Here is a 24,211-nt window from a genome sequence, read left to right as displayed (position 1 = left end):
TATATGAATCATACTATTGATAATTTAAATGAAATTGATAACTTGAAATTAGAAGCGGGTGTGGGCAATAACATAACGTATAGAACAGACTTTTTTGAATATAATGTGCTCGTTTATGTCAAAGAAAGATTTGATAATTTAGTTGTACTTTCTAATGGAGCAGTGAATTATGAGAAGAAAGCACCACCCATTTTTATGAGAAGTAAATGGGCAAGAGATATTGATGGGAATCTAATATACCTTGATGATCCAACTATTCATAACACACAGTTAAATCTTGGATGGGGACAAGGTAATTCTAAGGAATTCGCTCTAAGAGTTTATAGTGAGATGGTAAAGAAAATCTCTAAACTTTTAAAAATAGAAGATACTAAAATTTGTTACTATGGTTCTTCAGCCGGCGGTTTTATGTCGATGGTTTTAGCTTCAATGCATACTGATAGTTTTTCTATTGTTAATAATCCACAAACTGATGTGAGAAGTTATCATGAAGGACACTCATACCCATTATTAGAATTAAGTTATGGAAATATTGATCAGGCGTATAAAGATTTTCCAGAACGAGTGAATGTTGCTGAGGCGTTTAAATACACTAACTATGTTCCAAAAGTTTATTATATCCAGAACCAATTTTCACATCATGATTTAAAGTTTCATGTTAATCCATTCATAAAGAGTATGAAAGAGTACGAATTAGATTTGGAGAAAATAATCTTTATTAATTATTTTGATAAAGAAAAGGGGCATACACCTCTAGATAAAGATCCTGCGGTAAATTCAATTAACTTACTATTAAGCAGAGACATATTTTAATAATTTATACTGGATGAGGTTTTAAAAAAGAATATAAACTCTGTTATAAAGGAGTAAATGATGAATATTGAAAAAGAGCGAGAAAAGGTAGAAGCATTTTTAAATAATAAGTTTATTGTAAGAAAAGGTTTCGACCCTATTGATATCTCAAAGGGTATAAATTGGAACTATAAGCATGCTAAGAGTGCTAATACTTATCAAACTTATATGCATGGCTTAGGAATTGTCACGGACTTATTGATTGTTTCTAAGAAAGATGGCAACCCAACATTATTAGAGCATGCCACAAATATAATCATTGATTGGCATAAGAAAAACCCTAAAACTGTTAAAAATTATTCATGGAAAGAACATCCTGTTTCTTCACGTATTTCCAATATTATAGAGTTTCAGGAAAAAGCAGGTGATTATAAGTTAGATAATGATTTATTCGAAAAGATCGTTATTGATCACTGTGAGTTTTTATACGAGGAAAGAAATTACAAGTTCAATAACCATGGGCTGATGATGGATTATGGTTTGCTAAATGCCTGTAAACATATTACGGATAAACGACTTAAACGATTTTATGCAGATAAGGCTATCTATCGTGTGAGATATGCACTACTTCGTGACTTTACAAGAAAAGGCGTACATCTTGAAAACTCACCTGAATACCATAGACTTGTCATTTCAATTTTTAGAAAGTTAGAGAGAGTTATTAAAGAACTTAAGATTAGTATAGGTAAAGAAGAAACAGAGCTTTTAAAATTGGCTGATGGGTATAAAAAAAGAATAATTCTACCTAACAATTATTACCCAATGATAGGAGATACAGGGACCATTCAGGATATTAGAATCAAAAAAAATTATAATGATTTTATTGACTATGATGCTGGAATTGCTGTATTAAATAACAAAAATGTTGTTAATGAAAAAGATAGTACAATGCTCACTTTCAAAAGTGGATATCACAAGAAAACACATAAGCATAATGATGACTTGAGTATTACTTTATACATGACGGGTGAAGAAGTACTGGTTGATTCAGGTAAGTACAGCTATGATAGTAAAGACTTAGTTAGGAAACATCTAGTATCACCAAAAGGTCATAATGCACCATGTATTTCTAATAAAAATTATAAACTAGTCAATCCATTAATCGAACAGGAATTGATGAAAATTACAAAGTATAGTAATAAGAATGGACACAAGATAGTTTCAGGAATAAACAAGTTATATGACGATGTCTCATTGACCAGACATAATATCTTAAGTAACGATGATTTATACTTTGTAGTTGACAGAATGGTTTCTAAAGATAATGATTTGTTCTATCAAAATTTCAATATAAATGAAAATGCAGAAGTAGTGCAAACAGACAAACTCACTTTTAATCTTAAAATCGGTTCTAAAGAATTTATTTTGCGTACTTACGAAAGATTTGATTCTGATCTTGCAACGGAAATTAAACAAGGTTATGTCTCTAGAAGTTTTGGCAATTATGAGAATAACAAACGAATTTTAGTTAAACAAAATCAGATTAACTCGACATTCATTACTGTAATATTACCTAAAAAGAAATATGAAATGTTAGATGATGTTAGGTTTGTAAATAACAAGTTGAAGTATAACTATAAGGATAAGAATTACGAAGTGATTATATAGTGAGAAGTTAACTAAAACACGGTTTATATTTAATAATATAAACCGTGTTTTTAGTTTGAAAATATAAATACCAATATTCAAGATAAAAATATAATCAATTATGGTAATATTAAAGTAGACAAAGATTATTTAATAATAGTTGTAGAGTAAGGAGTTAATTATGAAATTAGCTAAAGAAAGAGAAAAAGTAGAGGCCTTTTTAGATAATCAATTAATTGTTCGTAAAGGTTTTGAACCAATTGATATATCAGAAGGTATAAACTGGAACTACCAGCATGTAAAGAATGCAAATACATATCAGACATATTTACATAGTCTTGGTATTATTATAGATTTATTAAAAATATCAAAAAGCGAAGGCAATCCACAACTACTAGTGTACGCTAAAAATATAATTATGGATTGGTATCAAACGGATCATACTACTAGTCAAAATTTTGCATGGAGAGAGCACCCTGTATCATCAAGGATTTCTAATATAATTGAATTTCAAGAAGGCGCTTTAGATTATAGATTAGAAGATGAAATCTTTGAAAAAATAATTATTGAGCACTGTGATTATTTATATGATGAGACTCATTATAAATTTAATAATCATGGACTAATGATGGATTATGGATTACTAGATGCATGTAAATATGTTTCTGATGTAAAACTTAAAAGAATGTATGCTGATAAGGCAATATACAGAGTTCGGTATGCACTATTAAGAGATTTTACACGTAAGGGAGTCCATTTGGAGAACTCTCCTGAATATCATCGCTTAGTATTAATTATCTTTAGAAAACTTGAAAAAGTAATCAAAGATTTAAAACTGAGTATAGGTAGAGATGAGACTGAAATTATCAAACTAGCTATAAAATATAAAAACTATATGATTCAACCGAATAACTACTATCCCATGATTGGTGATACTGGAACTATACATGATCCAAGAATAAAGAAAAATTATAATGATTTTATAGATTTTGATGCAGGCATAGCTATACTTAATAATAAAAATGAAGGTAATGAGATAGAAAGTTCAATGTTGACTTTTAAAAGTGGTTATCATAAGCAGACCCATAAACATAATGATGATTTAAGTGTCAGTTTATATCTAACAGGTGAAGAACTCTTAGTGGACTCAGGGAAGTATAGTTATGATGCTAAAGATGAAATCAGACAACACCTAATTTCACCACGTGGTCACAGTGCACCTTGTATTGCGCATTCAAACTATAAATTAGTAAGCCCAATAAAAGAACAAAAAGATATGAAAATCACTAGGTATTTTAACAAAAATGGTCATAAATTAGTTTCAGGAGTAAATCGATTGTATGCTAATGCATCACTTACCAGACATAATATTCTCAGTAAAGATGATATTTATTTTGTAGTTGATCGAATTGTTTCTAAAGAAAAAGGGTTATTCTATCAAAACTTCAACTTAAATGAAAATGCAGAGGTTAATAAGATTGATGATTTAACTTTTGAAATTAGTTTAAATAATAAGAAATTTATTCTAAAATCTTATGAAAGATATGATTCTAACTTGATGACAGAAATAAACAGCGGCTATGTTTCCAGAGCATTCGGTGAATACAAAGACAATAAACGAGTGTTGGTAAAACAAACAAACTTGAATTCAACATTTGTTACAGTTATATTGCCAAAAGAAAAATTTGATCTACTATCAGATGTTAATTTCTTAAACAGTTCTTTAAGATATTCGTTTGATGGTAATGAATTTGAAATTATCATCTAGAGGTGTTTGTATGGTCAAAATTAAATTTAATCCTACGTCTGAATTTAATATACAAGAAGAGAGCAGACTTGTAATTTTAGATAAAGAAAGTGCTGAATTCGTTCTAACACAAATTATAAAGAAAGACGATATATTCACTTTTGATTCAAAGATGTTGAAAGCACATTGGAATTATAGATATAAGTATCAGGTTAGACGTAAAGACAGAGATACTGGTTTGATGCGCTGGTCAGACAACACTGAATATAAACGCTTATATCCCGAAAGACAGAGTCAAAGTGGACTAAAGTATTTACTCTATAAAAAACCAAAGAGCAAAAAATTACTGGTAATGTTTCAAGCAATTAATCACAATCCAACTTATAATTATGTAGGCTTGCTTAGAGATTCAAATGTACATCAATTATATATAAAGGATGACTATGGACTAAATGTACCAACTAAAACTTCATATTATTTGAATTATAATACGAATTTTGACGTTGTGACTTCTGTTCAAAAGATTATCTCAAAGGTTTTAAGTGAAGTAAATTTAGAAATGAAAGATGTTATTTTTGCAGGTTCTAGTAAAGGTGGTTTTGCTGCTTTATATTATGCCTATAAATTAGGAAGCGGTCATGTGATTGCAGGCGGACCACAAGTATTATTGGGAGAGTATTTGTCAAAAGGGCATGAAGAAAGTAGTGTAGGGAAAAGTATTTTTAAATCAATGTTCGGTGAGATAAATGAGCAAAATATTGAAAAATCTAACTCTATTCTATTAGATGTCGTTGAAAATAGTGAGTTCAAAAATATAGATGTTAATATTCATGTTGGGTACTGGGAACCACATTTTACGGATCACGTACAACCATTTATGGATATTGCCAAAAATAATGAAATCAATAATATTACACTTCATCTCGATGACTATGACACCCATTCCGGTCTTGCAACTTATTTTCCACCATTTTTGAAACAGACTGTAGAGTCAATAGGCAATTTTTAAAAGGTATGCAAATATGCATACCTTTTTGTTAAAGGAGCCAGCATTATGAATCAAATTAAAACTGATATGATGAAAAAACTACAACAAGAAGAACCCAACTGTTTTAACATGGAAGATCATGTAGTAGCTAATTTTGTAGAAAACGGTGCAAAAAATTTACACAAAAGATATAGAGTGAAGGATAGATTAATAGAATTTTATCATGGTGAAAATACGTATGGTTCAATAAATGGTTTGTTACCAGGAACAACCAGTAATATTGCATATAATATTTGTAAAGATAAGTATAAAACAGAAGAGTTTTTAACATCCATGAATTTACCGACACTCAAATCAAAGTTTTTTACTGTTGATCAAATAAATGAGGCACAATGGTTACGGCCACAAGATTTTACCACTTCTGCCATCTTTCTTACCACTAAATGACATAGTATTTACCACACCCTGCCAACAAGCTTACCAATACATATAAAAATTAATGGTAATCATATGTTGAGAAAGAATTGATGTCTTTTTTAGTCAGTAGTGCCAGACTAGAAACCACCTTCCAAGCCATGACGTTCACGCATAGAGATTTCTCCGTCAATTAATATCTGATAGGAGTCATGGATGATCCGATCTAAAATGGCTTCGGCAATTGTTTCATTACCCAGTTTCAAATGCCAACCACTTGGGTCAATTTGAGAACAGAAAATGGTTGAAGATACCTTATGACGGGCTTCTGTAATTTCCAAAAGCATACTTGCTTCTTCAGGTGTTAAATCAGTGAGTAACCACTCATCCAGTACTAGAACGTCCACTTTTGTATATTTTTTAATACTTCTTCGGTAACTTCCATCTGCGGATAATTTGGCCAGAGATAATTCATCTAATAGCTCGGGTAAACGAATGTACTTCACTTTGTACAATTGACGACATGCCGAAATACCGAATGCGGTGCCTAAAAATGTCTTACCTGACCCTGTGGGTCCTTTTAATATGATGTTGTGCGCGTGATGAATATAAGTGCCACTCGCTAGTTTTAAAATCAAATCTTTATCCAGTCGACGATCTGCATGATACTCAATATCTTCAACACTGGCATTTGAGTTAACGAATGTCGCTGCTTTAATCAAGCGCTGCAGACGATTATTTTTACGACGGGAATGTTCCAAGTCGACCAGTAAAGAAAATCGGTCTTCAAAACTCATCTTTTTAAAATCCTGATTCATCGCTTGTTCCTGGTAGGCTTCAGCCATGCCATTTAATTTCATTTCGTGTAATTTAGTTAAAGTCTGATCATTCATCATTTATCCTCACCTCCATAATAAGATGCGCCACGGGTGAAGCCATAGTTGTTTTCGGTCATTTCTGTATTCTGTTTCAGTGTCTGTTCGGCATCATTCTTCTTATTATTTTTTAAGAGGGTTTGAATGCTTTTGACCGTCGGTCGTTGAGTGAGGGAAATTACCATTTTACACGCTCGTTCAATCTCATACTTTGTATATTTACGTTCTGATCTTTTCAGTGAAAATATCGATTGGAGGGCTTGTTTTTCAATTTGAGCCGTATCCAATATATATTCGATGACCTTCAGAGTACATGAACCAATACTGTTTGCCCACTCAATCGCAGCTTCCGGTGTCTGGTCTACAAATAATTTATGATTATCTGGCATATGGTCCCGCATAGTAGATAGTTGTCCAAATTTCCCATATAATCGTTTGTGAGAGGCCACTCGCATATGATTGAAATAAACTTCTACCAGGGTCTCTGAGAGTCTGATGTCAACTTGCCGATTAATGTACTCATAAGGCACAGAATAAAACATACTTTCGACAGAGACATGGTAGTCTGGACGGACTTTCGCTGTTCTCCATACAGAAAGTTTATACGGTGTGGCAGGCAGAGGGGAAAGCGCAAATTTCTCCTCTGTTTCAAATGCTGACAGTCGGTTCCCTTGTTTACGTGTAAATGCACGTTGATTGAAGTCAGCCAACTTTTGTTCAATTGCTTCATTTAATTCATCGATACTGAAGCACTGAGTATTTCTGAGTGCGGCAATAATCCATGTAGAAACCGTACTGACTGAGCCCTCAACACTCGACTTATCTTTAGGTGCCCGCACACGTGCTGGCATGACGACTGTATTATAATGCTCAGCCATTTCTCTGTATGTTGGGTTTAAAATAAGCTCTTGAGACGTGTGCTTTGTCACGCTCGCTTTCAAATTATCTGGAACAATAATCTGTGTCGTCCCGCCAAAGTAAGCATACGCATGATTGTGTACTCGAATCCATGACTGTAAGTCCATCGACAAGGTCGCCTCTGCATAAGACAATTGACTGCATGGTAGAGTGGCGACAAATACATACGCTTTTAACTTTTCACCCGTATCTCGATCAATGATAAAAGCTGTGGATCCTGCCCAATCCACCTCCATGATTTCCCCTGGTTTTCTACGGATGCGTAAAGTGGCTTTATGCTTATCTGCATACTTACTGTAGTGCCGGACAAAGCTCCGATATGAATACGGTATTTTTTGATTCGTCCGACACTCCGCCTCATATTCATGATGAAGGAGTGAGAGCGTCACATTGGGTTTCGCTAATTCCTGATGAATATAATCAAAATCTAACGGTTGTCTGCCTGATGCCTCCAATGTCTTTTCCGGATATAAAAACGCCTCAATCCATACATCTGTCATTATTTCATCTAATGGACAGACTAATTCTTTCTTCTCCGCCAAATCAATAATTTCTGTCACTTTTTGTCGAGAATGATTCGTACTGGTCGCGATGCCTCTAAGACTGATGCCTTCAGCACGTAATTCTAATATCTTTCGATAATGAATCATAAAAATACCTCCGATATAAAATGTCACACCTATTGGTGTGCGCATTAATTATATCGGAGGTAGTGGTAAACATACTGACATGACTTGGTACATTCCTTGTCATTTAATGGTAAGAAAGATGGCAGAGGTGGTACATTTTTCTGGCCGTAATCACACAAGAATTTTTGGAACAACATAATGATGAAACATTTGTATTGAAGCCTTTGAGTCTTGGTTCAGGTAAAGGGATAGTATTTGATGTTAATTTTGATAATTTCAAAGATGCGTATGAAGAATCTTTAAGAATTCAAAAAGAGAGGCTAATTGAAAATCCTTCCTTCATTCTGCAAAGCTATCTGGATGGTTTTGATATTAGAATTTGTGTAGCAGAAGGGAAGTATTCTTGTGCACTCTGGAGAGTACAACCCCATGTAGTTGGTAATGGGATAAATACAATTGAAGAATTAGTAGATCAAAAGAATACACAAAGAAAAAAATCCGTTTATTTTAATAAATTTCTTTATAATATCGATGGGAATTTATTGAAGTTTTTATCCAGTCAAGGAAAAGATATAAAATCGATTTTGGATAAAGATGAAATAATTTATCTGAGTAATCTAGGAAATCTTGCGGCAGGAGCAGAAAGTGTTGATATAACAAATTCTGTAAGTGAAGAATTAGTTGATTTAGCAATAAGGGCTGTTGCTTCAGTACCAGGTCTTCATACAGCAGGGGTTGATATATTAACTGATAGCTTAACGTCTAAGCAAGGATATATTATTGAAATAAATACAAATGCTAATCATAAAGTGCACTACCTACCATATTACGGATCTATTCGTACACCATATCAAGATATGATTGAGAATATGTTTATAAAATTTAAGATTAATTATGGGTATGGACTTACACAAGAAGAACGTAGAAAGTCTAGGAAGATAGCAACCTTTAATGAGTATAGAGCATATTATCATAATCTTTTAGGAAGAACTATATATGAAAATAAACTATAAAAATAATCGATTATTAAGATAGCCTAATCTTAATAATCGATTTGTTTATAGATTGAGAAACATATTGAATGAGTTAGATAACGACTTTTGTTTATTAAATAAATACTTATATCTATCTAAGATAGTTTTTAATTCATCTTCTGTTATATTATTAACATTAATTTCATCATTGAGAATTTTTCTATCTATTTGACAGTTTTTGAATATATCGTAAAGAGGCATTGTCTTTTCACCAGTCATTGGATAGTAATGAAGCTGTAGTGCTGGGTTAAGATTCACTTCAATAACAGTACCTTCCGTAGCATCAAGATCTTCAACAAAGATATCTACACCAGCAGTATGGGCTCCAGGGATAGCAGTAACTGCATCGAGTGCTTGATTAAAGATATTTGTATCTAAATATTTACTTACTTCAAAAACTTCTCGACCTGTTGCAATATCTGACTGCGAGTATAATATACAATATTCTCCGTCTGCTAATACTGTTTCTAAGGTTAGGTTTTTATTTTTTAGATTCTCTAATAAATTATCGTTAATTTTAAGTGGGTTACGATTTAAATAATTATGTTGCGAACGTTCAACGTTCTTAATCTCGATTAATTCTTGGATGGTGTGTTGCCCATCACCTTTAACATTACCAGGACCTCTAAATACCGCCGAATCAACTTTACCCTCAACTACAAGTACTCTTAATTCTAAACCTTGAATTTGCTCTTGAATTAATATTCTGGGGTTTTCAACTTTATATTTTTTCTGTACGTTAAAAGATCTTTCCCAAGATGATTCAAGGTTACTTTCATCAACATTTAAAAAAGTTCCGAGAGACATACTCATGCTTACAGGTTTAAGAACATATTTTGTTGAAGAATTATTTGAGATGAAAGACTTGGCTTCCACTAATTCATCAGGTTTGAACAGTTTGCCTACAGGCGTTTTCACACATGCATTATCTAAAAATCGTTGAGTTAAAAATTTGTCAGCACAAATACTTTTCCCTAGTCGGGTATTATTCGGATAAAAGCCTTTAACATATCTAAGTGGGCTATCAGAATCACTATAGAGATGTAACACATTTTCGCTTTTACTATCTTTTTTATATGGTATTGCTAAATTTTTAAATTCGTCCATTGCAACTTGTATCAGATTTACTTTAATGTTCGGTGAATATTGGATTGGTTGGTCATTGCTAATTTTTTTGAAAAAATTTTTAAGTATGATTTCGTTCAATTATATGCACTCCGGTCTAGTTTTTTCTTAATATCATGTCCTCATGTGGATGATCATCCATAATGTAAACATCAGATGTTGATACGAATCCTAAAGAGTTATAAAATTTTCTGAGATAGCTCATCGCTACTATTTCAATGTTTTTATTTGGAAAATGATTATCGCAATATTCAAGTGCTTTCGTTAGTAGTTGTCTACCACTACCATTTCCACGTTTTGCTTTGTTAACAGTTACCCTGCCTAAAATTATCTTATCATCGTAAATTAATAATCTTACATATGCCCAAATATTATCATTTTCTTTATTGAATATATGAATTGCCTTTTTATCATTTCCATCAATATCTTCAAAGAAACTTTTTTGTTCTAAAATGAAAATTGACTGTCTCATTCTAAGAATTTGTTCGAAGTCATATAGGTTGAGCTCATCAAATTGTCTTATGTACCACATGTAATGCCTCCAATTTATTTATAATATAATGATACTATAGTTTAATATTATTATGTGAAATTTTTAGAATGAAAGTTGTATACTTAATGTAAAGAAGAAAGAGGGTAATTATATGACAGCGAAGATTTACATTATATTTATAGCAAAATTAATGGGATGCCTAAAACTGAGTATCCAAGTAATATAAGTATTGGAACCCGGGGAATACAGTTGAATTATTTACGTACTAATAAAATATAAAACTTATAAATTAAATAATAGAAATTACATAGATATATTAAGAAAAGATAATAGTTATCTTACAACTGTCTCTGATAATACCTATCCAACCAATAGTAAGACTGCTATTAGATTGGGTATGGATAAAGTAGCCACTGAACAATACTTAAAAGAAAGAAATATAAGGACACCATTATCAAATCTATATGATCCTGACGATGCACAAAAAGCATTCGAGGAAACATTTATTAACGGTGATGAAGTTGTTGTGGTAAAACCCTCAACTTCTACTCTTGGTAGGGGAGTTGTTGTTGGCGTTAAAAAAGATGCATTTTTTGAAGCTTGGGAATATGCAAATGAAGTAAAATTAAAGGATAAGAAGATAATAGTACAAGAGTATTTAACGGGGTTTGAAGCTAAAGCTACTGTTATTCAGGGAGAACTTCATTCAATGGTATTAAGGGTTCCACCTTATGTAATTGGTAATGGGAAATATAGTATTTCTTATCTAATTAACAAGAAAAATGAAGAAAGAGAGAGCCATAGTCACCTTAAAATTGGTCCCATTCCAAAAAATGAGAGAATAAAATCTTTTCTAAAATCACAAAATTTAAGTTTAAATTATATACCTAAAAAAGGCGAGTATGTGTTACTAGTGTCAGTTTCGAATTTCTCACTTGGAGGGGAATTAGTGAACATCACTGATATGGTGTCAGATCATATAAAAGAAAATGTTTTAAAAGCAATTGCAGCAATGCCAGGATTATATACTGGAGGATTAGATGTTATGATGAAAAATTTTGATGATCCGGATCCTGTAATTTTAGAAATCAATTCGTTTCCTGCTCTAAGTTTAGCCACATATCCTACTTATGGTAAACTAGATAACCCTTTTAAATTATATGTTGAATCAATAGTAGCTGTTGATCAATTTTTAAATCCAAGACAAGAAAATTACGATATTGATAACAGTAATGATTATATTAGAAATTTGCTAAATTTTAACAATCTTAGAAACGAAGTTGATCATCAAAGAACTGATTTATGATAAGCTCTTATTTATTCTTTAATATTATTTTCTTGGATGTATCTATGTTTCATTGAAAAAAGTAATTTGTAGACTGGGGATTTGGGAATGCCTCTTAGGGGGAATTGGTGCATCTTATAATTGGCTGAGGTGTTGATTTCCAAAACAATTGGTTCCTGATCTTCAAAAGAGTTGTATAAAATATCAACACCAGCAGAGTTTATACCAGGTATAGCTTGAACACTTTGTTCAGCTATTACCTTCATTTTATCTGACACAAGGGTACTGATCTCTATATTGTCTCCTCCCTGAGTCAGATTTGAGCTCGTTTTTAAGAAAATAATCTTATTATTTTCAAGTACAGAATCACATGATAAATTCTGGCTTTCTAGAAACTTTATAGTTTGATTGTCGATTTTAATCAAGAGTTTTCTTAAGTAAGGATTTTTTGATCTTAGGAGATTTTTATTTTCGATTAGTTCTTTGATGGTACTTTTACCATTACCGATAATATGTGCAGGAATTCTTAACACTGCTGAATAAAAATTATTATTTATAACTAAGAATCGTGATTCTATACCATCAACAAAATCTTGAATGATGATTTCAACATCTTTATCTTGATCTAGACAAGCATCAGTAGCAAATTTCCAAGCTTCCTCGAAATTTTCTGATGTAACACCTATTGTTACCCCACGTCCACCGCTTAAGCTATTAGGTTTTAATACTAAAGGATAACCTTTAGTTTCCACAAAGACTTTAGCAAATTCATAAGCATCGCTTTTAAACAATATTGATTTTGTGGTGTTAATCCTGTTCTTACGTAATAAATTTTCTGTTTCAAATTTATTTCTTGTGATTAAAATTCCTTCTCTTTCATTCAGTGAAGAAATTTGACCTTTAATATAGCCAATATTGTGTGAACCATAAAATATATTTAATTTACCATCTTTATTTTCTATATAGGAGAATTGGTCTAGACTTTGTATAGTTGATTTAAATATGTTGTTATTGGTTTGAGTAACGTTAGGGTATTCATTTAGTTGCATACTTGTAGTTATATCTCTTATTATTATGTTTAGAAAATTTTCGTCTGAATGTTTGGTCTTTATCTTCTTGTTATTTTTTGATAAAAACTTTGTTAGTATATTCAATTTCTTTTCAACCTCCAGATCAATTATATTTCTAAAATCATACTAACTAGAATTTAATAAACATTACTTAATAGATTATTAAAATTTAATTAAATAACATAATTTTTGATATAAAGGTATATTAAATTGTATGATTCATATGAAAATCCCATGGAGGGTAAATATATGAATTTTTATAGAATAACAAGCTTATTAGTCGTCATACTATTTTTCTTATCAGCTTGCGATGGGATTGTTTCTTCTAATTCTTCGAATAATAATCTAATAAATAAGGTAAATATCATAGAGGACCGCTGGATAAATTATGAGGGAACTTCTGAAAATAATAAAACGATGAATCAATCCCAATATATTCCTATTGATACAGAGAACACATATGAACTAGACACAGACGCCTACATCTCTTATTTCAATGGAGATGAATTTCTAGGGACGATTCTTCACGAAGATACCCCTCAGGAAATAGAGATGATGGAAGAAGCAGATGGAATCATACTTAGTTTTAACAAAGAAAATATTAATGGTATAAAGCTGGTGGAACATAATGAATAAGCTCTTAAGAGCAATGACCAAACCAAAAATCGCTATTCCATTAACTATTATTCTGACCTTAATAATGGTTGGAGTAATTGTAGAAAGTTTCATTCATAATGATTCGGAGAAACCAGAAGACAGTGATGTTATTGTTGTACTTGGTGGCGGCGATCAGGGCAGGATGAAAAGGGCTGCAGATTTATATGAGTCTAGTTATGCAGAAAAGGTGATTGTTACACCCGTTGGTGATCGTTATAACACGGAGGAACTAACGAATATTGCCAGACACTATGGAATCGAAGAAGAAGATATTATAGTTGATTCAGAATCTACCAGCACATATACAAATGCACAAAGGACAATTGAGATTATGGATGAAAATGATTTTGAATTAGCTATGATTGTGACAAGCGACTATCATGTAAAACGTGCAAAAATTATCTTTGATAGATTAAATGATGGGAGCAAATCGTTTACTTACATTGCAGCAGGCAACTTGGAAGGTGATATCTGGATTGATAGGGAGGATGCTATAAGACATTGGCTTTCTGAATCAATTAAGGTTTGGGGATATCGATTTGGTTTATATAAATTCTTCGGTTAAAAGTTATCTATTTATGATACGATTACATTAAATTCTTCAGAAAAGGGGATTTATATGAAAAAAAGAATGTCTTTTATGAGTTTACTATTCGGTATTGTATTCTTAACAGCATGTGGCAACAGTGATGGGAATTTAATTGACACAGGTTCACTTACTGAAGGCAGTTGGATGGGCTATGACGGTGAAGCGGTAGAAAACGAAGAAATGATGACCACTGAATCGATTGATTACGACCCTGCAACTACATATGAAATTAACAGATCCAGTTATGTTTCATATTTTAATGGAGAAGAGTTTATTGAAACGATTCAATACAGTGATGATCCACCAATGACACTAGATACAGTTGAAGAGGCAGATTCTATCCATGTCAGCTTTAACCAATACAATGAAGATACAATCAGTTTAACTGAAGCTGAATAACAAGTACCTCCAAACAACATTGATTGGAGGTTTTTTACATGTTCTTAACTGACTTTAAATTCAATCTAAATATGCCCTTGTTAAGCTTAATTTAAGAATGAAGAAAGGGTGTAAATATGTCTTTTGAAAACAAAACATTAATTGTATACCTTGACGGTGATTATCGTAGATTCAAAGCAGTCGCAGATTTATACCAATGTTTTGACAGAGGAGACGCACACATTCTGATTACTTCATTTAATGACCAAAACGAACTCAGAGGTCAGATCGATTTATTAAATTCAAACTATGATTTCATCGATGAAAGACATATTTTAACCGAATACTATTCAACAACAACATACAATAACGCGATTGAAATAGAAGAAATCTTAAAAAGATTAAATTATGGTCATGTTATTGTTGTAACAAGTCAGTATCACATATTCAGAACAAAAATGATTTTTAAAGATAGATTCAAATATAACGATAAATTTAAATTTGTTGGTGTACATCATGATACGACTTTTATAGAATATGCTTCTGAAGTCGTGAAATTAGGCTTATACCTCATGAGAAACTACAAATTCTTTACAAAAGATAAATTATTATATAGTAAGAGTAAATATAGAACAAAATCCCGGTTAACCTACCAGTAAAAATAGTAGCTGATATGTTAAACTAGACTAATAAGAAATATTAGAATAGGGGATTACATGAAGAGCTATAAAGAAACCAAAGAATATTTAAAGCAACTAGAAGATTTTAGATCATTCAATTACAGAGCAACACGCTTACCAGAAATGGTCGCTAATGAAACAAAACACTTCGAGGATGTTCAAGAATTCTTTAAAGAAGAAGGATTCAACCATCTATCAGTCGTAGAAATTATACGTTCATTCATTAAAATGGATTTATTAAAGTTATCCTTAATGCAAAGTACACACGGCATATATGTGAATGACAATACACCACAGTATCCTTCAGAAGCTGAAACAGTTGCGAAGTTCACTTTAGAAAACTCAGATATCGACTTCTACCCACTCATACTTCCAGATGAGTTAGAGAAAGTGAATAAAGACACAAGAGATGCAATTATCTCTTATAACAAGAGTATTGAACCATTCTTACAGAGCATTGAAAAGAATGCAGGGGATATAACTGAAACAGTTCAAGCAGTTATTACAGAATTATTTGATTCAAATACACACATCTTAGATAAGATTTATGATGAAACATATTATAATACTGTATTGAACTACATGATCGACAATGCATTCGAAAACACATGGAAGAAACAAAAAGTACAAACACCGCTTGTATCGTTCTATGCAATGTTTACACTATCATTTTATGACAACGTTTATTTAGATCAGTTAGTATAAGATAAATGGCCACCTTAGGGTGGTCTTTTTAATTTGTGAATTTAATTAGAAAACTAATTAAAAATGTAATAACTTTGAAGAAATTGTTATATAATATATGTATTAGTTTATATATTACATATTGTAAAATATTTGCAAATTAATTAGAAAGGCAGGATATTAAATGCTGTGTCCAAATTGTAAGAAAGAAGTATTAGAGAGTGATAAATTTTGTGGTCACTGTGGTCTTCATTTAGGTTCTGAAACTCACACTCAAACAAATCCGAAACTTAAAGTTGGTTCTTATACATCAACTTTTGTGAAGACACCATCAAAAGTCATTGAAACACCAAGACTATTTAATATATATACAATGTTAACGACTGTTGGGATATTAATCTTATTAATCGGATTTCTATCATTTGTATATCTTGAAGGATTTTACCTTAACTTCGGTACTAGCCTTGGGATATTTTTAAGAGCAGTTTTTATATATGTAGGAATATTGGTTTTATACCTTTTTGCACTACTCTTAACATCATATATTTCATCTAGTAAATCAATTGATTTTAAAGATTTATTTAAAAGCTATTTGAGTTTGTCTGTAATTGCTTTAGTAGCTTTTACAGTATCACTCGTTTTATCTATTTTAAATGTTTCATACATACCATTAACATTTAATATTTTTGCCTTAATGAGTCTTAGTATTGGGACGTATTATATCTATAAGACTCAAAATACTACATCAGAAAAATTTGATTCTTTCTATGTATTAATCATACACATCGTTATAGTAGGAGTTGTTACACATTTAATTTATAACTATTGGATTAATCAAATATTTACTAATGCATTTAATTTATAAGATTAGGAGAGAGATAATGAAATATTGCAGTAATTGTGGACATGAATTAAGAGAAGGGACTACAGTTTGTACGAATTGTGGTCATAGTATAGAAGGTAAAAGAACTGAATCAATTAAAAGAGGGATGTCAAAGAAAAGTAAATCAATAATATTTGGTGCAGTTATTCTAGTATTACTTATAACCATTGCTCTAGTAGTATTTAGTCAAATACTTTCACCTAAAAATCAGCTGGACAATATCAGCCAGGCTGTCGAGGGGGAAGATCCAGCATTACTAGTAGAAAATATCGATAATGAAATTACTGAGGTTGATGCAGAAGCATATTTTCAGTATATTAATGAATCAGGTGGAAAAGATTCTATTATTGAAGACCTAAACTCATTAAAGGAATCTGCTGATAATTTGGTATATGACGAAATATCAGATGGAATGAATACTCTACTGACAGTTGAGGAAAATGACAAACAGTACCTTCTATTTAAAAATTATGATATAGAAATTCCAAAAGTATCTGTTTATAGTTATGAAGACTACAATATTGATGAATTTACATATGATTATAATGAGAAAGAAAGAAGATGGAATGGTACAACAGATAAGGTAATGGACCTCATACCAGGTATCTACAGTTTTGAGGGTATTTCTAGAATTGATGACACTGATTATAGTGAGACTATGCAGGTCGATTTAACAGATAGTGAACATATTTCATTCAACCCAGGCTACTTCAATATAAATTTAACAGAGAATATTTCATATTCTAGTTTAGACGTAGATTTTGATGATATTGCGATTAAAGTAAATGGAGAAGATACACCAGCAGATTTTAGTCAGTATGAAGTTACAATTGGACCATTTAAATATGGTGATGAAATAAGTATAGAAACAATTGTAAATGCAGGTGGAAAACAACTTACATCAGATCCTCAAGTCCTTAATTCAGAAGATGCGGAAATAAACTTTGAATATCAGACTAATGGTACTTTGGAACCTGTAGCAAGATTAGAATTAGAACACGATCAAGACGAAATTAGAGAAGTAGCAGATGAGCAAATGAATGAAGAAATGAAAGAAAATGCCCGAAAAGATTTTGAAGAAAACTTAGAAGATAATGCAAAACTTTTTGTCGAAAACTATTTATATGCACTTGAAACAATGTACCTTTATGAGGATATTAATGAAGTTGAAGATTATATTGAAGAAGGAAGCGGCGCATATAATACACTATCTAATAATATAAGTAGTGGAACATTTGAAGGAATGTTTATCTATAATATCAGTACGACGAACTATCAACGTGAAGACAATTTCATAACTTTAACAGCTAACACAGAAAGAGAATATGATGCTCTAAGTGAATCACAATCATTTAAGACAGTCTATACACTTGAGTATGATCCTGAAGCATTAACATTTACTATTGTAGATTTCAGAGATATTTAAGCTAGGTCATTTGACCTAGCTTTTTAATTTGATTTAATCATACTGAATTTTCATTATATTTAAAACTAAGCTATAATAGTATTCATCTTTAAAACATGGGGGAAAATAATGTACTGGTACATTACGTTATTCATTTTATACTTCGGGGCAATGTTTGGTATTGCCTGCTATTATTTCTACAAGATTAAAACATATGAGGATTACATGATATCCTCTTGGTCAACAGGATTTTGGAAAATTACAGGAACGATTATCAGTACAAACGCTGGTGCAGCTGTATTTGATTATTTCGCATTAATAAGCCCACCTTTTCACAGAGTGGGGTCCTAAGATATTCAATTGGAGTCCGGTAACACGCAAGTGGAGTCCACTTAAAAAGTGGGGTCAGGACTTTTGTCCCAGCCCCATCATTCATCAATTCATTTTTGCTTCAAATTCTCTGATGTTCTTATCTTCCGTATCAAACCAAACCGCATTATGAACGATACGGTCCATCATCGCATCAGCGTGGACACCCCCACCGAGTCTTTGATGCCAGTCTTTTTTCATAAATTGTGTGCAGTACATGGTCGAACTGTTATCATAGCGACGTTCCGTGAGTTCAAATATAAAATGGATTTCCTCTTCATTCAAATTATCCAGTAACCACTCATCTAAAATGAGTAAGTCAAAATTCGCATATTTGTTCAAAAGTTTAGGTACACCTTTGGGTATGAGTGAGGCTTCATCCCGTTCAACGAGTAAATCTGGGAGGCGAATATACTTGGTTCGGATGCCAAGTTTACATGCTTCTTTACCTAATGCACATGCACAATACGTTTTTCCAGAGCCTGTGAAGCCTGCAAATATCACATTCATATTATGTTCGATGAATTGGCAAGTACTGAGTTCCTGAAATTGACTGCGGTTGATGTTTCTCTGTTCATAGTAAATGCTGGACACATCCGCATTGGGGATCCGGAACTTTGCGCGTCGGATTAATCCATGGACTTTCTTATTGTACTTCTCTTGATGGACATAATCGACAATCGATTCAAATCGTTCTTCAAATGTTTGGTGCAGTGTATGCGCCTGTTTCTGTTGTTGATCAATCAGCTGGATCATTTCTTCTAAATTCAATTCTCTGAGTTTTCTTCTTGTGTCATTGTTCAACATTATTCATTCCCTCCATAATAGTCAGCACCTCTGATATAACCTTGTTGAGATTGTGTATGTGTGTTTGTGTGTTCTGTCGTTTCACTCTCCTGATTCAGCACACCAGAAGACAGTATTGTCTTCAACTGTTTGTATCGGGGAGTGTGCAACTTTGTCAGTGCCAGTCCACATGCAGCCTCCAGGTCATGTTTTGAATACTTTTTTGACAGATTGAGTACAGACAGTATTGAACGATAGGCCTGTTCTTTTAACGTGACGCTATCGAAGATACGGTCGACAACAGAATGAGTGTAAGGACCAATAGATTGTGCCCATTGTTTCATCCTGACATCATCCCATTCCGGTTGATTGAACTGTTCGGGTAAATGTTCCGGCAAGGTGGCCCATTGATATTTCTGATACAAACCGAACCGACGATGGCTCGCAATTCGTTGATCTTGGTGGTAAATATCCAATCGTTGTTTAGTTATTTTAAAATTGACGGCTTTGCGTACATATTGATATGGGCATGAATAGTAGTTATTCTTATATTGGATATGGCAGTCTAAATTTACTTTTCTTCCGTAGACCCACTCGGCAACTTCATACGGAAATTCAGGCAAGGGTCTCAGGGCTGAGACTTCTTCCTGTTGAAAAATGTCATAACGGCTGCCGGTCCGTTTTTGAAATGCTTGCGCATTGAAGGCAGTCAACTGTGCATTGATGGCACCGGACAGTTCATCTAGAGAAAAGAAGGACTGATTTCTGAGTGGCGCAATGACCGACATCGCAATTTTACCGACATTGCTTTCAACCGATGCTTTCCGCTTTGGTTTTCTCACAGGGGCCGGCATGATCGCTGTTAAATAGTGTTCACCCAGTGCCTCATACTGTGCGTTGAGTACGATGTCCCCTCTTTCGGGTGATGAATCACACCCGTCTTTAAATTGTCGCAAATGAGCCGAACAGTCGAACCACCAAAAAAACGATACATATTCACGTGACACTGTAACCATGTCTCACTTTTTTGATTAAATGTCGCCTCGACGTAGGTATACTGACTGTAAGGCAGTGTACCGACAAATAAGTATGCCGTTAAAATCTCTCCGCTCGCACGATCGATGACCGTCATTGTACTGCCACTCCAATCGACCTCAGTTGTGATTCCTGGTTTATGTTTCAAATGATTCGTGAGCTTATAACTGAGGATATGTGCCTGGTAGCCTTCACAAAATTTGGTGTACCCCATTGCGATGGTTCCTTTCGCCTGGCACTGATCTTTGTACTCCTGCCATAGTAGCTTCAACGTGACACCCACCCGTTTCAATTCCTTGTGAATATACGCATACTCCGGCACATCATACAGGGTCTCTGATTGATGGCGTTCAGGGAACAGCTTATGGTACACCTCAACTTCTGATAAAGATTCAACATCCTCTGCAGTTAATCCCAATTCATCGGCACGTTTGAAGACATCACTCACAGAGCTGCGTCCCACTTTCTTCGTTTTTGAGATGAGGTTTCTGGATAACCCCATCGCCCGATACTCCAGAATTAACTTTGCTGGAATTTTTCTAGCCATTAAAAATAGGCCTCCTTTTCATTTAATTAGAAAGCATAAGCTTTCTAATTAAATATACCGAAAAGAAGACCTGGGCGGACTCTTTATGCGAATCAATGGACTTGAACTGCGTATTCAAAAAATAATCACGTGGACTCTTTGTCATGAATTGGTGGACTCCAATTGCGTATTGATGGACTTCAACTCGCGAAATAATCAGTATTCATTGGTTGGGTAGGATTAGGCTTTACAGTCGGCTTATCTGGTTACGTTAAATTTGCTATGGTTGCCTACATATTTAGTTTGATTTTAGTCATATTCTTCGCAAAACCATTAAGAAGGCAAAAACTTTTTACATTAGCTGATTTATTTACTGCAAGATTTGGTGGTCGAGCTGGAATCATTCCATCGATTTTATCTGCAATTATCTATTCAGTTCCTACACTAGGTTTACAACTCATTGGTATGTCAACAGTATTTAACATCACTTTAGGCTGGGATCAATCAACTGGACTTATTGTGGGTACTATTCTTATTTTAATATTTTCAATTTTAGGAGGCTTACCTGCAACGATTATTACAGACGCGATGCAGTCGATATTAATATTAATTGGTTTAATTGTATTAGCCATTACAGTTGTTATGCACGTCGGTGGCTTTAGTGAACTGTTTGCAAATACATCTTGGGAATTTCTTAGTCCAATCAGTGCAGATGGTGTAACAGATACATTATTATATGCACTTTCAGTTGGTCCATTCTATTTAGTATGGCAGTCAACTTGGCAAAGAATATTTGCGGCTAAAGATGAAGAGACAGCTTTAAAAGCAGGAGTTACTGGGCACATCATTGTTATGGTCATATCTTTCTTACCATTCTTAATTGGTGTATCTGCAAGACAATTTGTTGATTTAAATATGCAACAAGATTTAGTATTCTCCTTTGTAACAAATGAATTGTTACCTACACCTATTGCAGCAATTGTTTTTGTGGCACTGCTTGCAGCTTTAATGACAGGTGCAACTTCATTTAATCTACAAGGTGCAAGTAACCTAACAAGAGATTTATACCAAGTATTGATCAATCCTAAAGCTTCAAACAAGAAACTATTACTGATATCCAGAATATCAGTTGCGATTATGACGCTCTTAGGCCTCGTCGTTGCTTTCTTTATTACGAACATTAATGACGCCTACCGCTGGGCACTCATGGTAAATGGTGTCATGTTGGTATTCCCATTCCTAGCAATCATGTTTTGGTCTAGAGTCACTAAGAAAGGTGTACTGATCAGTATGGTTGGATCACTGATTATTGTAATAATCTATCCATATCTAGGGCTACCTTTTGACCAGGCACTGGTCGGTTATTCATTATCATTGATTTTAGTAGTTGGAGTGAGTTTATTAACCAAACATGACAAGAGTGAGATTCCAAAAGCAGCATACAAGTATAAATTAGAAGATTACAAATAGGGGAGAACTAAATGAGTATTAAAAAGATTACTAATGCCAATGTACTAAACGTTGAAGATGGTTCTGTACAGTTAGCAACTGTTATTATTAGTGATGGAAAAATTAATGCTATAAATGAACAGACTGATCTGATAGTTGAAGATAAAGATTTAGATTTACAAGGGCAATTTCTTTCACCAGGTTTTATAGATACGCATAGTCATTTGGTGATGTATTCAAACTTTAGAAGACAATTAAATTGTTCACCTGAAAATACTAAAAGTATTGAAGAGATTATTGAGAAATTTAAGGAACAAAAAGATGAAATTTTAAGAGATGGATGGTTGAGGGGGTATGGCTATAATGAATTTGAACTTCAAGAAGGACGCCACCCAAACCGTTTTGATTTAGACAAAGTATCAACAGAGATACCCATTTATATTCAACATAGTTCAGCACATATGGGAACAGTAAACACAAAAGCCTTAGAAATTATGAAATTAGATTTAGATGCACCAGACCCTAAAGGTGGATCATTTGAACGAGATGAAAATGGTCAAATCAACGGTGTATTATTTGAATTTCCTGCACTTGATAAGGTTAAGGCAGTTTTACCAGATATATCTGCAGGGGATTTGGCTGAGGATATTAAAGGTGGGGTCTATGACTATCAAAGTAGAGGCATTACGAGTGCGACGGAGATGTGTGTCAGTCTATTAAATGGTATAAACGATTATAAAGCATCTTTAAAATATCTTGAAGACAAGGAAGAACAAGATTTTAGAATTCGATTTGCGATTGATTATAAGCTATTACTTAATGATCCAATGTTTGAAAATGAAACAGCTGATTCAATACGAGTAAAATTAGAGACCTTAAGTAACGGATTCTCTACATTAGCTGGGGCTAAATTCTTTAATGATGGCAGCATCCAACTCCATACTGCAAGCTTAAGAGAACCATATTATGATGGCACACCGTCAGCAGACACCCAGTTTACACTTGAAGAGTTAGAAAAACTTTTCATTCACTTCCAAAAATTAGGCTATCCACTTATCACTCATGCAAATGGTGACAAGGCAGGAGAAGATGTTATTAAAGCCTATATCAATACAAGTAATTATAAAAAAACTAAGCAAATGCATCGTGTAGAACACTTACAAATTGCTTCCTTAGAAGATATTCAAGAAATGACAAAAAACAATATTGGTGGTTCTTTCTTCATCAACCACCTTTATTACTTCGGTGATGTGCACAAAAATACATTTTTAGGTCCGGATAGAGTAATTAACCAAGAACCTGTACGCTGGGCAGAAGATGAGGGAATGATCTTTACAATACACTCAGATTGTCCAGTCACTGATATTTCTCCACTAGATTCAATTAGGTTTGCAGTAGAAAGAAAAACAAGAAGCGGTGAAACATTAGGAAATACACAGAAACTTACGAGAGTTGAAGCCTACAAAAAGATGACAATAGATGCTGCTAGGCTAAATCAAACAGATGATTTAGAAGGATCTATAGAAGTAGGGAAGTATGCAGATTTTGTCGTATTAACAGAGAACCCATACGATGAGAAAACTCAGTTATCTGATTCATTAGTGAATCGTACGATTGTGAATGGTAAAACAGTATATGAAAAATAAAAGCTAGGTCATAGACCTAGCTTTTTCTATTGTAAGGATTCGGTTAAATTAAGGGGGTTTATTTCAAACTTATACTTATTGAAGTTATAATTAAGGTGTAAATAATA

The 24,211-nt window shown here is 33.1% G+C and carries 25 protein-coding genes; 17 read left to right on the top strand and 8 right to left on the bottom strand.

From position 1 onward, the window contains the following. The first annotated feature begins 3 nt into the window (after positions 1-3). From JEM45_RS03280 to JEM45_RS03260, 5 genes are all read left to right on the top strand, one after another. Positions 4-813, top strand: coding sequence for a prolyl oligopeptidase family serine peptidase (locus JEM45_RS03280; RefSeq protein ID WP_198687776.1), 810 nt, complete (start codon positions 4-6; stop codon positions 811-813). A 57-nt stretch (positions 814-870) separates the two neighbouring features. Next, on the top strand, positions 871-2,460 hold the full coding sequence (locus JEM45_RS03275; protein ID WP_217623505.1) for a heparinase II/III domain-containing protein: 1,590 nt from the start codon (positions 871-873) through the stop codon (positions 2,458-2,460). Positions 2,461-2,620: 160 nt separating this feature from the next. Beyond that, positions 2,621-4,207 (top strand): heparinase II/III family protein, encoded by a 1,587-nt coding sequence (locus tag JEM45_RS03270; RefSeq protein ID WP_198687774.1) that lies wholly within the window; start codon positions 2,621-2,623, stop codon positions 4,205-4,207. Positions 4,208-4,217: 10 nt separating this feature from the next. Continuing rightward, a complete protein-coding gene (locus tag JEM45_RS03265; protein ID WP_198687773.1) occupies positions 4,218-5,195 on the top strand; it encodes an accessory Sec system protein Asp2 in 978 nt (325 codons plus the stop codon). 45 nt (positions 5,196-5,240) lie between these two features. Next, on the top strand, positions 5,241-5,621 hold the full coding sequence (locus tag JEM45_RS03260; RefSeq protein ID WP_198687772.1) for a hypothetical protein: 381 nt from the start codon (positions 5,241-5,243) through the stop codon (positions 5,619-5,621). Positions 5,622-5,728: 107 nt separating this feature from the next. Here the strand turns inward: JEM45_RS03260 and istB are convergent, their stop codons facing one another. Together istB and istA are read right to left on the bottom strand one after the other, a co-directional pair. Then, positions 5,729-6,484 (bottom strand): IS21-like element helper ATPase IstB, encoded by a 756-nt coding sequence (istB, locus tag JEM45_RS03255; protein ID WP_026867177.1) that lies wholly within the window; start codon positions 6,482-6,484, stop codon positions 5,729-5,731. Next, positions 6,481-8,031 carry an IS21 family transposase gene (gene istA / locus JEM45_RS03250; protein ID WP_026867176.1) on the bottom strand — a complete coding sequence of 517 codons (1,551 nt, stop codon included), beginning with the start codon at positions 8,029-8,031 and terminating at the stop codon, positions 6,481-6,483. The genes istB and istA overlap by 4 nt, the downstream gene beginning before the upstream one ends. Before the next feature lie 164 nt (positions 8,032-8,195). Here istA and JEM45_RS03245 point away from each other — a divergent pair, with 164 nt between their 5' ends. Beyond that, a complete protein-coding gene (locus JEM45_RS03245) occupies positions 8,196-9,023 on the top strand; it encodes a hypothetical protein (RefSeq protein WP_198687771.1) in 828 nt (275 codons plus the stop codon). A 45-nt stretch (positions 9,024-9,068) separates the two neighbouring features. Here the strand turns inward: JEM45_RS03245 and JEM45_RS03240 are convergent, their stop codons facing one another. Both JEM45_RS03240 and JEM45_RS03235 read right to left on the bottom strand, forming a co-directional pair. Further along, positions 9,069-10,250: a hypothetical protein gene (locus tag JEM45_RS03240; protein WP_198687770.1), complete on the bottom strand. Its 1,182-nt coding sequence runs from the start codon at positions 10,248-10,250 to the stop codon at positions 9,069-9,071. A 16-nt stretch (positions 10,251-10,266) separates the two neighbouring features. Beyond that, positions 10,267-10,701, bottom strand: coding sequence for a GNAT family N-acetyltransferase (locus JEM45_RS03235; protein WP_198687769.1), 435 nt, complete (start codon positions 10,699-10,701; stop codon positions 10,267-10,269). 358 nt (positions 10,702-11,059) lie between these two features. Here JEM45_RS03235 and JEM45_RS03230 point away from each other — a divergent pair, with 358 nt between their 5' ends. Next, positions 11,060-11,968, top strand: coding sequence for an ATP-grasp domain-containing protein (locus JEM45_RS03230; RefSeq protein ID WP_198687768.1), 909 nt, complete (start codon positions 11,060-11,062; stop codon positions 11,966-11,968). Between the two features lie 11 nt (positions 11,969-11,979). On the opposite strand, the gene JEM45_RS03225 is transcribed toward JEM45_RS03230, so the two are convergent. Then, positions 11,980-13,101: an ATP-binding protein gene (locus JEM45_RS03225; RefSeq protein ID WP_198687767.1), complete on the bottom strand. Its 1,122-nt coding sequence runs from the start codon at positions 13,099-13,101 to the stop codon at positions 11,980-11,982. A 165-nt stretch (positions 13,102-13,266) separates the two neighbouring features. Here JEM45_RS03225 and JEM45_RS03220 point away from each other — a divergent pair, with 165 nt between their 5' ends. The 8 genes from JEM45_RS03220 (at position 13,267) to JEM45_RS03185 (ending at position 18,644) form a co-directional block, all read left to right on the top strand. Continuing rightward, a complete protein-coding gene (locus JEM45_RS03220) occupies positions 13,267-13,653 on the top strand; it encodes a hypothetical protein (RefSeq protein WP_198687766.1) in 387 nt (128 codons plus the stop codon). Further along, entirely contained in the window at positions 13,646-14,239 is a 594-nt protein-coding gene (locus tag JEM45_RS03215) for a YdcF family protein (RefSeq protein WP_198687765.1), read from the top strand. Before JEM45_RS03220 ends, JEM45_RS03215 begins: the two co-directional genes overlap by 8 nt. A 54-nt stretch (positions 14,240-14,293) precedes the next feature. Continuing rightward, positions 14,294-14,662 (top strand): hypothetical protein, encoded by a 369-nt coding sequence (locus tag JEM45_RS03210; protein WP_198687764.1) that lies wholly within the window; start codon positions 14,294-14,296, stop codon positions 14,660-14,662. Positions 14,663-14,778: 116 nt separating this feature from the next. Further along, positions 14,779-15,300 carry a YdcF family protein gene (locus JEM45_RS03205; protein ID WP_198687763.1) on the top strand — a complete coding sequence of 174 codons (522 nt, stop codon included), beginning with the start codon at positions 14,779-14,781 and terminating at the stop codon, positions 15,298-15,300. A 57-nt stretch (positions 15,301-15,357) separates the two neighbouring features. Then, positions 15,358-16,026 (top strand): hypothetical protein, encoded by a 669-nt coding sequence (locus JEM45_RS03200; protein ID WP_198687762.1) that lies wholly within the window; start codon positions 15,358-15,360, stop codon positions 16,024-16,026. A 163-nt stretch (positions 16,027-16,189) separates the two neighbouring features. Next, complete coding sequence (locus tag JEM45_RS03195; RefSeq protein ID WP_198687761.1) at positions 16,190-16,870, top strand: zinc ribbon domain-containing protein; 681 nt, start codon at positions 16,190-16,192, stop codon at positions 16,868-16,870. A 16-nt stretch (positions 16,871-16,886) separates the two neighbouring features. Further along, on the top strand, positions 16,887-18,314 hold the full coding sequence (locus JEM45_RS03190; RefSeq protein ID WP_198687760.1) for a TcaA NTF2-like domain-containing protein: 1,428 nt from the start codon (positions 16,887-16,889) through the stop codon (positions 18,312-18,314). A gap of 108 nt (positions 18,315-18,422) precedes the next feature. Continuing rightward, positions 18,423-18,644, top strand: a complete 222-nt coding sequence (locus JEM45_RS03185; RefSeq protein WP_235678909.1) for a hypothetical protein — start codon at positions 18,423-18,425, stop codon at positions 18,642-18,644. An 84-nt stretch (positions 18,645-18,728) separates the two neighbouring features. On the opposite strand, the gene JEM45_RS03180 is transcribed toward JEM45_RS03185, so the two are convergent. From JEM45_RS03180 to JEM45_RS03170, 3 genes are read right to left on the bottom strand one after another with little or no spacing between them, the layout of a single operon-like run. Next, complete coding sequence (locus JEM45_RS03180) at positions 18,729-19,469, bottom strand: ATP-binding protein (RefSeq protein ID WP_198687759.1); 741 nt, start codon at positions 19,467-19,469, stop codon at positions 18,729-18,731. Beyond that, entirely contained in the window at positions 19,469-20,290 is an 822-nt protein-coding gene (locus tag JEM45_RS03175; protein ID WP_198687758.1) for a Mu transposase domain-containing protein, read from the bottom strand. The genes JEM45_RS03180 and JEM45_RS03175 overlap by 1 nt, the downstream gene beginning before the upstream one ends. 20 nt (positions 20,291-20,310) lie before the next feature. Further along, positions 20,311-21,030, bottom strand: coding sequence for a DDE-type integrase/transposase/recombinase (locus JEM45_RS03170; RefSeq protein WP_198687757.1), 720 nt, complete (start codon positions 21,028-21,030; stop codon positions 20,311-20,313). A gap of 204 nt (positions 21,031-21,234) precedes the next feature. On the opposite strand from JEM45_RS03170, the gene JEM45_RS03165 reads away from it, so the two are divergent. After that, positions 21,235-22,479: a sodium:solute symporter family protein gene (locus JEM45_RS03165; protein WP_198687957.1), complete on the top strand. Its 1,245-nt coding sequence runs from the start codon at positions 21,235-21,237 to the stop codon at positions 22,477-22,479. Positions 22,480-22,490: 11 nt separating this feature from the next. Continuing rightward, positions 22,491-24,104, top strand: a complete 1,614-nt coding sequence (locus JEM45_RS03160; protein ID WP_198687756.1) for an amidohydrolase — start codon at positions 22,491-22,493, stop codon at positions 24,102-24,104. Positions 24,105-24,211: the final 107 nt, after the last annotated feature.

It is taken from the genome of Jeotgalicoccus sp. ATCC 8456 (assembly GCF_016313225.1).
Lineage (GTDB): Bacteria > Bacillota > Bacilli > Staphylococcales > Salinicoccaceae > Jeotgalicoccus > Jeotgalicoccus marinus.
Note: the sequence above shows the minus strand (reverse complement) of the source record. Positions and strands in the feature narration are given on the sequence as shown.